A 12,880-nucleotide genomic window follows, 5' to 3' on the forward strand; every position below is an offset into this window, starting at 1 on the left:
ACGATGGGGTTCGAGCTGACACAGGACGAGGACCAGGGGCATAAACGCTGGGTGCGCGTCACCCCTTCGGGTGGCGGCACCGGCTTTATCCTCGCCGAACCGGGCGACGATGTTCAACGTGCCGCGATTGGGAACCAAGGTGCGGGGCGTGTCTGGTTGTTTCTAGAGACCGACGATTTTGCCCGCGACCATGCCCGACTTTTGGCTGGGGGCGTGACATTCGAAGAAGCCCCCCGCCATGAGCCCTATGGCACTGTCGCCGTGTTCCGCGACGTTTTCGGCCATCGCTGGGATTTGATTGAACCGCGCACGACCCCCTAGAAAAATCATCGGCCCTGACACTTGGGGCCGGATGCATTCTGCCGCATTGATCAGGCCCGTTCTGCTGCTACGTTCAGGCTTGGTACGACAGATGGACATCCCCCATGCCCTATGAATGGAAAACACGACCCGACGCCTCGACGCAGGTTCTTTGCCTGCGGCCGCACCAATCCCTGCCGGCAAAGGGATTCGCAAGTTTTATCCTTGTCACGTTTGTCCTAATTCTGATCCCCGTTCTGCCACTGTTGGGGACTGTTCTGCTGTGGGGGCTTCTTCCTTTCATGCTGGCCGCCGTCGCGGCGATGTATTGGGCGCTACAGCGCAACCATAAGGCCAGACAGATTGAAGAAGTGTTTACGCTCAACCACAATACAGCACATTTATCCCATCGCACCGCGCGCGGAGAGGTCAAGGAATGGCAGTGCAACCGGCATTGGGCCGTCGTGACGAAATATGAAAAAGACGGCCCCGTACCCCATTACGTGACCCTGCGCGGCATGGGCCGCGAGGTCGAAATCGGGACCTTCCTGAGCGAAGAAGAAAGGATCGCCCTTTATGACGAGCTGAACCGTTCGCTGATGCGCTGAGCCTTAGCTCAGCCGCTCTTTCACTTTGGGGCCAACCGCGCCAAAATCCATCTGCCCCGTGTACTTACCTTTAAGCAGGCCGATCACCTTGCCCATGTCACGGATCGATGTCGCACCCACTTCGGCAATGGCGGCATCGACGGCCTTAGCGGTTTCTTCTTCGGTCAGCTGACGGGGCAGAAACTCTTCGATCACGGCAATCTCTTCGCGCTCGCGATCCGCAAGATCAAGCCGCCCGCCCTCTTCATAGGCGCGTACGGATTCCATACGTTGTTTCGCCATTTTACCTAAAATCGCGAGCACTTCGGCATCGCCAACACCCGTGTCGCCCTCATCGGCGCGCGCCGCGATGTCCTTATCCTTGATCGCCGCATTGATCAGCCGCAGGGTCGACAGCCGGTCCGCCGCCTTGTCTTTCATTGCCTGTTTCAGTGCATCCGAGATGCGAGTGCGCAGTACCATTACCATCGTCCTTTTGACCCTAGGGGGTATTAAGCCGTGCAACATAGAGATATTGCGCGGCGCAGGCAATGCCACAAGTCTCGCACAACCCATTGAATATCAACGATATTTCATTTTAAACCTGCTATTGACCCCGACGAACTGCGGCTTTAGGTTGCCACCGTTTAGCTCCATATACCTGCCGCTGGAGGCCCCCGACATGACCGCGACCACATCACCTCGTCCGACTGCCTGCCTGGCGCTAGCGGACGGATCGATTTTCTACGGCATGGGCTTTGGCGCAACGGGAGAGACCGTGGCCGAGCTTTGCTTTAATACAGCGATGACGGGCTATCAGGAAATCATGACCGACCCGTCCTACGCGGGGCAGATCGTGACCTTTACCTTCCCCCACATCGGCAACACCGGCACCAACCCCGAAGATGACGAAACCGGCGATCCGGTCGCAGCGGGGATGGTTGTCAAATGGATGCCCACCGACCCGAGCAACTGGCGTTCGGTCCAGCCGTTGTCCGAATGGCTGGCTTCGCGCGGACGCATCGCGATTGGTGGTATTGATACACGCCGCCTGACCCGCGCCATCCGGCAGCAAGGGGCCCCTCACGCGGCATTGGCGCATAATCCTGACGGCGTTTTCGACGTCGAAGCGCTGGTCGCTGCAGCACGCGGTTTCGCGGGCCTAGAAGGCATGGATCTGGCGAAAGATGTCAGCTGCAAACAATCCTACCGCTGGAATGAAATGCGGTGGGCTTGGCCCGACGGCTATACTGCGCAGGAAAACGCACCTCATAAAGTGGTCGCGATCGACTACGGTGCCAAGCGCAACATCCTGCGCTGCCTTGCCTCGGCCGGCTGCGACGTCACGGTGCTGCCCGCCTCTGCCACGTATGAAGATGTGATGGCGCATAATCCTGACGGTGTTTTCCTGTCAAACGGCCCCGGCGATCCGGCGGCGACCGGCGTGTATGCCGTGCCGATGATCAAGGATGTCATCGAAAAGACAGAGCTTCCGGTTTTCGGCATTTGCCTTGGCCACCAGATGCTTGCGCTGGCTCTTGGGGGGCAGACGGTCAAAATGGGTCACGGTCACCACGGTGCGAACCACCCCGTTAAGGACATTGATACCGGCAAGGTCGAAATCACCTCGATGAACCATGGGTTTGCCGTCGATGCGCAAAGCCTGCCAAGCGGTGTCGTTGAAACGCATCAGTCGCTGTTTGACGGCTCCAACTGCGGCATCCGGATGGAGGGGCGGCCCGTCTGGTCCGTTCAGCACCATCCCGAAGCGAGCCCCGGCCCGCAAGACAGTTTCTATCTGTTTGAACGCTTTGCCGCGGCGATGGCAGAGCGGGCCAGCTAAACCTGACAATTGCGGGCGTTCTCTTCATCCGCAATTAACGTCCCATTAAGTCATCTCTCCCAAGGTGGTCCTATTCCGACAGGAAGGGATTCGCCCGTTGAGCAACCTTGGATTAGAGCTGAAAGCACCCAGTCCCGCGCGTGTGCGCGGGCGCTATCGTCCCTTGGGGCGCATATTGGTCGACGCAGGGTTGATCGATCAGGCCGATCTGGTCCACGCGCTTGAAGCGCAGCGCGATCTGGATGCACCGCTTGGGGAAATCCTTGTGGCTCAAGGGCTTGTCTCGCGCAGTGAGGTAACCAAAGCACTGGCGCTGCAACATCAGATCCAGCAGGTCGACCTTGACGCAGACCCGCCCAAACCGGTGCTTGCGCGCCATCTGTCTGCCGAAGCCAGCTTGCACCATAAGATTGTGCCGTGGCGGCGGATGGGACAAACGCTGTTTGTCGCGACCAGCCGGCCGGATACCCTTCATACCCTTACCCGCGACGCCTTCGGCAACAGCGATCTGGACATCGTACCGGTGCTGGCAGAACCCGCGCAGATCAACCGTCAGATCACCGCACTTTACGGGACCGAGCTGGCCAATCGCGCGGCGGAGCGTGTGCCCCCTCATGAAAGCTGCCGAACATGGCGGGTTGCCGGTCCGCGTCGGCGTATTTGGGCTGCCGGTGTCATTTTTGTCGCGAGTGTGGTGTTTGCATTGCTCCCCGCGGTGACGTTTACGGCGTTTGTTCTATGGGCATTGTTCTGCAGTACTATGATCATGACGCTACGATTGTCGGCCTTTCTGGCGCGCTGCCTGTGGGGGAACACACCACTACCTTCAGACCCCGCCGCGCCATCGCCTCCGACACGATGGCCAAAGGTATCGGTTCTCGTCCCTCTTCTGCATGAGGAGGAGATTGCCAGCGCCTTGATCGCACGCCTATCGCAGCTCAGCTATCCCAAGGCGCTGCTGCAGATCGTGCTGGTGCTGGAGGAAGGCGATCAAATGACCCGCGACACCATCGCACGAACCGAACTGCCCTTCTGGTTCGACGTGGTCGAAGTGCCCCAAGCAGGCAAACTGCGCACCAAACCCCGTGCCCTGAACTACGCGCTGGAATTTTGCAGCGGCAATATTATCGGCGTGTGGGATGCCGAGGACGCGCCGGAGGCAGACCAGATCAATCGCGTTTTACAACACTTTGATAAGGCACACAAAAACGTCGCTTGTGTGCAAGGCGTTCTGGATTTTTACAATGCGCGCACCAACTGGATCTCGCGCTGTTTCACACTGGAATATGCTACCTGGTGGCGCGTGATCCTACCCGGTGTCGCGCATCTGGGGCTGATCATTCCCCTTGGGGGCACCACATTATTTTTCCGCCGCGCCGTTTTGGAGAAACTGCAGGGCTGGGACGCCCATAACGTCACCGAAGATGCAGATCTTGGCGTCCGCCTCGCACGGCATGGGTATAAAACCGACCTGCTGCCGACTGTCACTTACGAAGAGGCCAATTTTCGTGCGTGGCCGTGGATCAAACAAAGGTCACGATGGCTGAAAGGCTTCTTGATCACATGGGTCGTGCACAGCCGTGCCCCCCTCCGGCTGATCCGTGATGTCGGGATCATTCGGTTTATGGGCGTGCAGGTATTGTTCCTCGCGACCTTCTGTCAGTTTATCTTTGCCCCCCTGCTCTGGTCTTTCTGCCTACCGCTGTTCGGCGCAGCACATCCTGTCCAAACAACACTGGGCGCTGATGTGTTCTACGGGCTTTTCGGATATTTCCTCTTCGCGGAAATCCTCAATATATCTGTCGCGATGACTGCGGTTTCGGGTCCGCAGCATCGCCACCTTATACCCTGGGCAATCACCCTGCCATTTTACTTTATACTCGGCTCTTTCGCGGCCTATAAGGCGCTATACGAATTCGTGGTCACGCCGTTCTATTGGGACAAGACCGAACATGGCGTACCACATAGATCCAGCCCCATTGGTTCTACGGCGTCACCACTTCGTCCACCCTAGCCTTCGTCTTTGCGCTGCGCCGCTTCTTGCTTGAGCCGCGTCATGAAGGCGACAGAAATATGCGTACGCAATGCTTCATCCGCACCATCTTCGTCACGCTGTTCGATCATCTGAACAATGCGGTCATGTTCATCCTGCGCGATCGCACCGCGCCCATCCACGGCCAGTGACGATGTCGCCATCAGCGCCATGGACCGGTGCACCAGATCAAGTTGCTGCACCAGATACCGGTTGTGGGACGCGAGATGAATTTGTTTGTGGAATCGGCGGTTCGCACGCGCCAGCGCCGCTGGATTGTCGCGAAAAGCGTCGTCTTCCTCGACCATTTCGCGCAATACACGGACTTCTTCAGCGGTGGCGTGACGGGCGGCAAGCCGCGCGGCCAACCCCTCCAACTCGCCGCGTACGACGTAAAGTTCGGCCACCTGATTGTGGTCCAAGGATGCTACGATCAGGCTCCGCCCGTCCCGCGCGAGCAAGGATTGCGTCTCAAGCCGTTGCAATGCTTCACGAACCGGCGTTCTTGAGACACCGAAGCGTTCGGCCAATTCGCTTTCCACCAACCGATCACCGGGGCGATAGGTGCCCACGTCAATCGCGTCCAGGATCATGGAATAGGCGTCTGTGGGTCCGGAGCGTGGCGTCGTCATTGGTTCTCTTTCAAAAGGCTCCGGCACCTTAGCCCCCGCGTCCAATTGCGCAACCCCGTGATCTTGCGCAGATCATCTGGTCAGCGTAGCAAGTCCCCATGCCACACACCTCTTTTTCTCATGTGAATACTTGGGTCTTTGACCTTGATAACACATTATACCCGCCATCCGCCCGCCTGTTCGACCAGATTGAACAGCGGATGACGCACTGGGTGATGACCGCCTTGAACGTCGATGAGCAGCGCGCGGATTATCTGCGCAGACATTATTGGCACACCTACGGCACCACGCTGGCCGGGCTGATGCGCGAACACGACCTTGATCCCGGCCCCTATCTGCACGAGGTGCACGAGATCTCCTTTGACGCGCTGATCCCGGATCCCCTGCTTGCCGAGCGGATCGCCGCCCTGCCGGGGCGCCGGATCATCTATACCAACGGCACTGCCCCCTACGCCGAAAAAGTCATTGCCGCACGGGGGCTGTCGGGCCTGTTCGATGCCATCTACGGCGTTGAACACGCGTCATTTTTACCCAAACCCGAACGCGCGGCCTACGACCTGATATTTGCCGCCGACGCATTGACCCCAACCACCGCCGTGATGTTTGAGGACGACCCACGCAACCTGATCGCCCCGCATGACATGGGGATGGGCACCGTCCATGTGGCCGAGCACCCCGCCCCCGCACCGCACATCCATTTCCACACCGATGATCTTTCGGCTTTTCTTGCACAGATCACGGGCTAACTGACGGGCATGACTATGGCATGTGATATCTTGATTTCGGGCGGCGGCATTGCCGGTTTGACGGCGGCAGCGGCTTTCGGCACCGCGGGTTTCAACGTGGTCTGCGTCGACCCCACGCCCCCCGTCACCGATGGTGCGGCGAAAGGGGCCGACATGCGCTCTACCGCGATGCTGCAGCCGGCGCGCCGCGTGCTTGAGGCAGCGGGCATCTGGGCCCATCTGGAAGAACACGCGGCACCGTTGCAGGTGATGCGTATTGTGGATGCGGGCGGTGACGGCGATGCACTGGTGACCAGCCGCGCTTTTGATGCTGCCGATATCTCGGACCAACCGTTCGGCTGGAACTTCCCGAACTGGCTGCTAAGGCGCGCGCTTCTGGAGCGGCTAGAGGCTTTGCCGAACGTGGATTTCCGCCCCGGCACTGCAACCACCAGCTTGTTCACCCGCACCACCGGCGCACGCGTAAGCCTCAGCGATGGCACGAAAATTTCGACAAAGCTCGTGATTGCCGCAGACGGGCGCGACAGCCCCATGCGCGACGCCGCCGGCATTGAGGTGACCCGCCAAAGCTATGGCCAAAAGGCGCTTGCTTTCGCCGTGACACACCCGATCCCCCATGAAAACGTATCGACCGAGGTGCACCGCAGCGGGGGCCCCTTCACCCTTGTACCCCTGCCCGATCGCGACGGTCTGCCCTGCTCTGCCGTGGTGTGGATGGATGACGGCGCGTCCTGCCTTGCGCGGATGGCGCTTGACGCAGATGCGTTTTCTCAAGCCGCGACCGACCGCAGTGCCCATGTGCTCGGCCCGTTGACGCTGGCCTCCGAACGGGCGATCTGGCCGATCATCAGCCAACATGCCGCGCGCCTCTCGGCCGAACGCGTCGCCCTGATTGCAGAAGCCGCCCATGTGATGCCCCCCATCGGCGCGCAGGGGTTGAACATGTCGCTGCAAGACATCGCAACGTTGCTGGAACTGGCACAAAAGCACGGCGCTGATCTGGGCAGCCAGCAGATGCTGGACGCCTACCACAAGGCGCGTTTTGGCGACATTCAACTGCGCTTGCGCGGCATCGACCTCTTGAACCGCGCCAGTCAGGCGACAACGCCGCTGGCCCGCGATGCGCGTGCCAAAGGGCTCAGCGCGCTATACGCCCTGCCCCCCGTACGGCGCATGTTGATGGAGATGGGCTTGGGCATGCGGCAGGGCTGACCTGCCGCGCGCCTTTATTTACAGTACCTTATCGACCACGGCGGCCAACCGCGCCAGCGTGGCATCCACGTCGTAAAGCTTATCCAACCCGAACAGTCCCAGACGGAAGGTCTGGAAATCCTCCGGCTCGTCACACATCAAGGGCACGCCAGCAGCGATCTGCATCCCTTCGGCAGCAAAGGCCTTGCCGTTTTGCACGGAGGGATCCGCAGTATAGCTCACCACCACCCCCGGCGCGCCAAAACCTTCCGCCGCGACAGAAGTAACGCCCCTCTCCGCCAGCATCTTGCGCACGGAATCCCCCAGACGCCACTGCGCCTCTTTCAAACGGTCAAAGCCGTAGGATTTCGTCTCAAGCATGGTATCGCGGAATTGACGTAGCGCATCGGTCGGCATGGTCGCGTGATAGGCGTGGCCACCATTTTCATAGGCTTTCATAATGCTATGCCACTTGGCCAGATCGATGGCAAAACTGTCCGATGTCGTCTCTCCCATGCGTGCAACAGCGCGGTCCGACATCATGACTAGCCCGGCAGAGGGCGAAGCGCTCCAGCCTTTTTGCGGCGCAGAGAGCAATACGTCGACGCCAAGCGCCTTCATATCCACCCATGCGCAGCCCGACGCGATGCAATCCAGCACCACCAGCGCGCCGACGGCATGGGCCGCTTCTGCCATCTGCTTGATATAGTCATCGGGCAGGATCACCCCCGCACTGGTCTCCACATGAGGTGCGAAAACCACCTGCGGCTTATGCGTCTCGATGGCCTTGACGACGTCATCAATCGGGCTCGGGGCAAAGGGCGCGGGCGTGCTGTTGCCCTGCATCTGCGCCTTCATGACGGTAGCATTGCCGGTCAGATCGCCGCTCTCGATGATCTGGCTCCACCGATAGGAAAACCAGCCGTTGCGCACGACCAGCACCTCGGCCCCCCTTGCGAACTGACGGGCGACCGCCTCCATCCCGTAGGTGCCGCCCCCGGGGACGACAGCCACGGCATCGGCCTTGTATACGTCCTTGAGCAAAGTGCTGATGTCGCGCATGACCTCCTGGAACACGGCGCTCATATGGTTCAAGGACCGGTCGGTGAACACGACCGAAAACTCTTCAAGCCCTTCCGGGTCAACTGAATTTAGCAAAGCGGGCATGATATCCTCCTGATGGTTTCGCGCGAACATAGCCGCTCGCGTGGTAAAGTCACAGGCCCAATGGTCCGGTCAGTCGTTCCTCGCTTAGAAGCACATTTGCCTCGACGGCCCCCGCCCCCGGCAGGGTCATGATCCGCCGCCGCAGCACCCGTTCGAAATCCGCCAGATCCCGCGCAACAACCCGTAAACGGTAGTCATATAGCCCCAGAACATGCTCCACCGTTTGGACCTCGGGGATGGCACTGACGGCGCGTTCGAAATCCTCCAGGCTAACCCGCCCTTTGGTCGCAAGCTTGACGCCGAGAAAGACGGTGACGCCGAACCCCAATGCCTCCCGGTTCAAGCGCAACCTCTTGCCGCGCAGGATGCCTGCCTCCTCCAACCGTTTGATCCGACGCCAAGTGGCAGGCTGCGACAGCCCCAGATGACGCCCCAGGGCACCGGCGCTTTGAGTGGCATCCCGCGCAAGCGACCGGATCAGCCGGTGGTCCACCTCATCGAGCGTGATCATAGCGGCAACGCCTCATCTGACTTGATCCGCGCCACATGCATCAGCGCCTCGATATCGGCAATATGCGGCAAGGTCAGAATACCCTCCCGGTAAATCTGCTGATAATGCGCCATATCCCGCGCAATAACCGATAGGCGCACATCCACCCGCCCCAGAAAGGTCTGGAGCTCGATCACCTCAGGCAGTTGGCGTGCCTCTTCAAGAAAGCGGTCAAAGGCATTGCCCTGCGTCTTGTCCAAGGTGATCCGCAAGGACACTTCGACCGTGTAGCCCAATGCCGCCCAATCGACGACAGCCGCCACCCCCTGCACAATTCCGGCTTCCTGCATGCGCGCGATCCGTCGCGACACCTTACCCGCTGTCAGCCCCGTAAGGTCGGCCAACTCCGCCGGCGACAACCCCGCATCCGCTTGCCAGTGGCGCAGAAGTCGTCGATCCATATCATCAAGCATGATTTTTCCATTTTTACCGTATACTGCGCATTACCATCTTCATTTCGCCAAATAAACTCACAATTCCGCAATAGCATCTCGCAGCAGCTTCGATATGGTCTCCCTAGATTTCAACGAACCCGAAAGGACGCCCCAATGCGCGTTTATTACGACCGTGACTGCGATGTGAACCTGATCAAGGACAAGAAAGTCGCCATCCTCGGCTACGGCTCCCAGGGCCACGCCCACGCGCTGAACCTGCGTGATTCCGGTGCGAAAAACCTCGTCGTTGCGCTGCGCGAAGGCTCCGCTTCGAAAGCGAAAGCCGAAGGCGAAGGCCTGAAAGTCATGGAAATCGCCGAAGCAGCAGCTTGGGCCGATGTGATCATGTTCACCATGCCCGACGAACTGCAGGCTGAAACCTACAAGAAATACGTGCACGACAACATCCGCGAAGGGGCCGCAATCGCATTCGCCCACGGGTTGAACGTCCACTTCGGCCTGATCGAACCCAAACCCGGCGTTGATGTGATCATGATGGCCCCCAAAGGCCCGGGCCACACTGTGCGCGGCGAATACACCAAAGGCGGCGGCGTGCCTTGCCTGGTTGCGGTAGACACCGACGCCACAGGCAAAGCGCTGGAAATCGGCCTGTCCTATTGCTCCGCCATCGGTGGCGGCCGTTCCGGCATCATCGAAACCAACTTCCGCGAAGAATGTGAAACCGATCTGTTCGGCGAACAGGCTGTTCTGTGCGGCGGTATCGTTGAACTGATCCGCTGCGGCTTTGAAACACTGGTCGAAGCCGGCTACGAGCCCGAAATGGCCTATTTCGAATGTCTGCACGAAACCAAGCTGATCGTTGACCTGATCTATGAAGGCGGCATCGCCAACATGGACTACTCGATCTCGAACACAGCGGAATACGGCCAATACGTCTCCGGCCCGCGCATCCTGCCCTACGACGAGACCAAAGCGCGCATGAAGGCCGTTCTCAGCGACATCCAGTCGGGCAAATTCGTGCGTGACTTCATGCTGGAAAACTCCGTCGGTCAGCCCACGCTGAAATCCTCGCGTCGCGCCAATGACGAACATCAGATCGAAGTCGTCGGCGGCAAGCTGCGCGAAATGATGCCCTGGATCTCTGCCGGCAAGATGGTCGACAAATCCAAGAACTGATCGCCGATGCAGCGATGTGGAAAGGCCCGGTTTTGCACCGGGCCTTTTCTTTTGCGCAACCGGCTGTCACATCTGGCGGGCCGAGTTTTCCCACAGGATATGTCATGCCGGACGCGCCCCAGATCACCAAATCCAGCTGGCTGATGATCCTGCTGCTTGCCTTCATCTGGGGAGGCACGTTTCTGGTGACCGAAATCGCCCTGACTGAAATGCCACCCTTCTGGATCGCGGCCACACGTGTCGGGTTCGCGGCCACCGTGATGGTGGTAATCTGGGCTCTGCGCGGGTTTCGGCTCTTTACCCAATCCCCCACCCGCGGCGACATCGCGGCCGTGATCTTTATCGGTGCCGCCAGCTCTGCCGTGCCGTTCAGCCTGCTCGCATGGGGTCAGCAATATGTCACCTCGGGATTCGCAGGGGTGACCATGGCCGCGACGGCGCTGATCATCCTGCCGCTCGCCCATTTCTTCGTTCCGGGCGAAGCGATGAGCCCGCGCAAGGTGATCGGTTTTGCCCTGGGCTTTGTCGGCGTTGTCATCCTGATCGGCACGCAAGCCTTTGAGAGCAGCGGCACCGCGCTTGAAACCCAAGGACGTCTGGCCTGCCTGGGAGCGGCGGGGTGCTACGCCACCAGCTCGATCATCATGCGCCGCCTGCCCGCGGTGGACGCGATCGGCCTTGCGACCATCCTGCTGATCATTGCCACCTGCATCACCATTCCCATGGCGATCATCATCGAAGGTCTACCGCCCCGCCCCTCGCCGTCCATCTTCGCGGCGCTGGCGTTTCTGGGCCTGATCCCCACCGCCGCCGCGAATTTCCTGCGCGTGCTGGTGATCCGCAGCGCCGGCCCGGTGTTTATGTCACTGGTGAACTACCAAGTCCCCGTCTGGTCCGTCTGCCTCGGCGCGCTCTTGCTGAACGAACCGCTGCCGCCATCCCTGCTCTACGCGATGGTGCTGATCCTTTCGGGCGTCGCGCTCAGCCAATATGGCGCGTTCCGCCGGCTGTTCACCCGCACGCGCGCCTAGCTTCCAAATGGCCCTAAATCCTCGCCGAAGGCATCCCACAGCCACCGCAGGCGGCGCGTCCCGCGAGGGCAAGGCAGGGCCGCCGCGCAGGACATCCCCGCCAGCAGCCCTGCGATCAGCTTAAGGTGCGACAGCCGCCGTGACCGCATCCACGACGGAATCGACCGCGCGTTCCATCAGCTGCGCGTCTTCATGTTCTGCCATCACACGCACCAGCGGCTCGGTGCCGGATTTGCGGATCAGCAAACGCCCCTGACCGGCCAGATCGGCTTCGGCCTGTGCGATGGCCCCTTGCACCTGCGCGTCTTCCAACGGCACCTGACCGGCAGAAAACCTCACGTTCTTAAGCAGTTGCGGCACGGGTTCAAAGTTATTCAGCAGCTCGGACGAGGTCTTTTCCGACCGGATCATCTCTGCCAGAAACTGCAGCCCCGCCATCAGACCGTCACCCGTGGTGGCGTGGTCGGTCATGACGATATGGCCCGATTGTTCTCCGCCCAGATTGAACCCGCCTTCGCGCATCCGCTCGACCACATAGCGGTCGCCGACGGACGTCCGCTCAAGCCGTAGCCCCTTGCCCTGCAAGAAGTTTTCAAGGCCAAGGTTGCTCATCACGGTGGCAACCAAGGCGCCATTGGCCAGCCGGTCTTCGGCCGCCCAACGGGACGCCATAAGGGCCATGAATTGATCCCCGTCACCGACCTTGCCGGTTTCGTCAATCAGGATCACGCGGTCCGCGTCGCCATCCAGACATATGCCCACGTGGGCACCGTGCTCTACCACCGCCGCTGCGGCGCGTTCGGGGTGGGTCGAGCCGCAATTCTCGTTGATGTTGAAACCGTTCGGCGACACGCCAATCTCGATCACCTCGGCCCCCAGTTCCCATAGGGTTTCGGGTGCGACGCGGTGTGCGGCCCCATTGGCACAGTCGATCACGACCTTCAGCCCGTCCAGACGCATCTGGCGCGGGAACGATGACTTCACCCGCTCGACATAGCGGAACCGTCCGTCATCGATCCGCTTGGCACGGCCGATCTTGTCGGCGGGGTTCAACTCCACGCCGCCTTCGATCAGCGCCTCGATCTCTGCCTCCACAGCGTCGCTCAGCTTGAACCCGTCGGGGCCGAAGAACTTGATGCCATTGTCTGTCGCCGGATTGTGGCTGGCCGAGATCATGACCCCCAGATCAGCCCGCATCGACCGCGTCAGCAGCCCAACCGCAGGCGTAGG

General features: G+C 60.3%; 14 protein-coding genes. 8 read left to right on the plus strand and 6 right to left on the minus strand.

Annotated features, from left to right (window positions below):
- Positions 1 to 321: VOC family protein (locus B3849_RS03960; RefSeq protein ID WP_286779849.1), on the plus strand; the 321-nt coding region annotated here is incomplete at its 5' end.
- A 104-nt stretch (positions 322 to 425) separates the two neighbouring features.
- A complete protein-coding gene (locus tag B3849_RS03965; RefSeq protein WP_286779850.1) occupies positions 426 to 908 on the plus strand; it encodes a DUF2244 domain-containing protein in 483 nt (160 codons plus the stop codon).
- 3 nt (positions 909 to 911) lie between these two features.
- Here B3849_RS03965 and B3849_RS03970 read toward each other — a convergent pair whose 3' ends face one another.
- Positions 912 to 1,370: a GatB/YqeY domain-containing protein gene (locus B3849_RS03970; RefSeq protein WP_005854179.1), complete on the minus strand. Its 459-nt coding sequence runs from the start codon at positions 1,368 to 1,370 to the stop codon at positions 912 to 914.
- Positions 1,371 to 1,569: 199 nt separating this feature from the next.
- Between B3849_RS03970 and carA the strand changes: the two genes are divergently transcribed.
- Both carA and B3849_RS03980 read left to right on the plus strand, forming a co-directional pair.
- Positions 1,570 to 2,730 (plus strand): glutamine-hydrolyzing carbamoyl-phosphate synthase small subunit, encoded by a 1,161-nt coding sequence (carA, locus tag B3849_RS03975; RefSeq protein WP_005854180.1) that lies wholly within the window; start codon positions 1,570 to 1,572, stop codon positions 2,728 to 2,730.
- Between the two features lie 97 nt (positions 2,731 to 2,827).
- Positions 2,828 to 4,744 carry a glycosyltransferase gene (locus B3849_RS03980; protein WP_278425966.1) on the plus strand — a complete coding sequence of 639 codons (1,917 nt, stop codon included), beginning with the start codon at positions 2,828 to 2,830 and terminating at the stop codon, positions 4,742 to 4,744.
- Here B3849_RS03980 and B3849_RS03985 read toward each other — a convergent pair.
- Complete coding sequence (locus B3849_RS03985; RefSeq protein WP_005854182.1) at positions 4,741 to 5,394, minus strand: GntR family transcriptional regulator; 654 nt, start codon at positions 5,392 to 5,394, stop codon at positions 4,741 to 4,743. The genes B3849_RS03980 and B3849_RS03985 overlap by 4 nt on opposite strands.
- Positions 5,395 to 5,492: 98 nt before the next feature.
- Between B3849_RS03985 and B3849_RS03990 the strand changes: the two genes are divergently transcribed.
- The gene (locus B3849_RS03990) at positions 5,493 to 6,140 is read left to right on the plus strand and encodes a pyrimidine 5'-nucleotidase (RefSeq protein ID WP_286779851.1); all 648 of its coding nucleotides are present in this window, start codon (positions 5,493 to 5,495) and stop codon (positions 6,138 to 6,140) included.
- A gap of 9 nt (positions 6,141 to 6,149) precedes the next feature.
- The gene (locus B3849_RS03995; protein WP_278425964.1) at positions 6,150 to 7,352 is read left to right on the plus strand and encodes a UbiH/UbiF family hydroxylase; all 1,203 of its coding nucleotides are present in this window, start codon (positions 6,150 to 6,152) and stop codon (positions 7,350 to 7,352) included.
- An 18-nt stretch (positions 7,353 to 7,370) separates the two neighbouring features.
- On the opposite strand, the gene B3849_RS04000 is transcribed toward B3849_RS03995, so the two are convergent.
- The 3 genes from B3849_RS04000 to B3849_RS04010 are packed head-to-tail and all read right to left on the minus strand — an operon-like array spanning position 7,371 to position 9,461.
- Entirely contained in the window at positions 7,371 to 8,498 is a 1,128-nt protein-coding gene (locus B3849_RS04000) for an aminotransferase class V-fold PLP-dependent enzyme (RefSeq protein ID WP_278425963.1), read from the minus strand.
- A 49-nt stretch (positions 8,499 to 8,547) separates the two neighbouring features.
- Complete coding sequence (locus tag B3849_RS04005) at positions 8,548 to 9,009, minus strand: Lrp/AsnC family transcriptional regulator (protein WP_005854186.1); 462 nt, start codon at positions 9,007 to 9,009, stop codon at positions 8,548 to 8,550.
- Complete coding sequence (locus B3849_RS04010) at positions 9,006 to 9,461, minus strand: Lrp/AsnC family transcriptional regulator (protein WP_278425962.1); 456 nt, start codon at positions 9,459 to 9,461, stop codon at positions 9,006 to 9,008. Before B3849_RS04010 ends, B3849_RS04005 begins: the two co-directional genes overlap by 4 nt.
- 135 nt (positions 9,462 to 9,596) lie before the next feature.
- Here B3849_RS04010 and ilvC point away from each other — a divergent pair, with 135 nt between their 5' ends.
- Together ilvC and B3849_RS04020 are read left to right on the plus strand one after the other, a co-directional pair.
- Positions 9,597 to 10,619, plus strand: coding sequence for a ketol-acid reductoisomerase (gene ilvC / locus B3849_RS04015; protein ID WP_009824953.1), 1,023 nt, complete (start codon positions 9,597 to 9,599; stop codon positions 10,617 to 10,619).
- A 104-nt stretch (positions 10,620 to 10,723) separates the two neighbouring features.
- A complete protein-coding gene (locus tag B3849_RS04020) occupies positions 10,724 to 11,650 on the plus strand; it encodes a DMT family transporter (RefSeq protein ID WP_278425961.1) in 927 nt (308 codons plus the stop codon).
- Between the two features lie 120 nt (positions 11,651 to 11,770).
- On the opposite strand, the gene glmM is transcribed toward B3849_RS04020, so the two are convergent.
- Positions 11,771 to 12,880: phosphoglucosamine mutase (gene glmM, locus B3849_RS04025; RefSeq protein ID WP_286779852.1), on the minus strand; the 1,110-nt coding region annotated here is incomplete at its 5' end.

This window comes from Sulfitobacter sp. UBA4523, assembly GCF_002388305.1.
Classification (GTDB): domain Bacteria; phylum Pseudomonadota; class Alphaproteobacteria; order Rhodobacterales; family Rhodobacteraceae; genus Sulfitobacter; species Sulfitobacter pontiacus.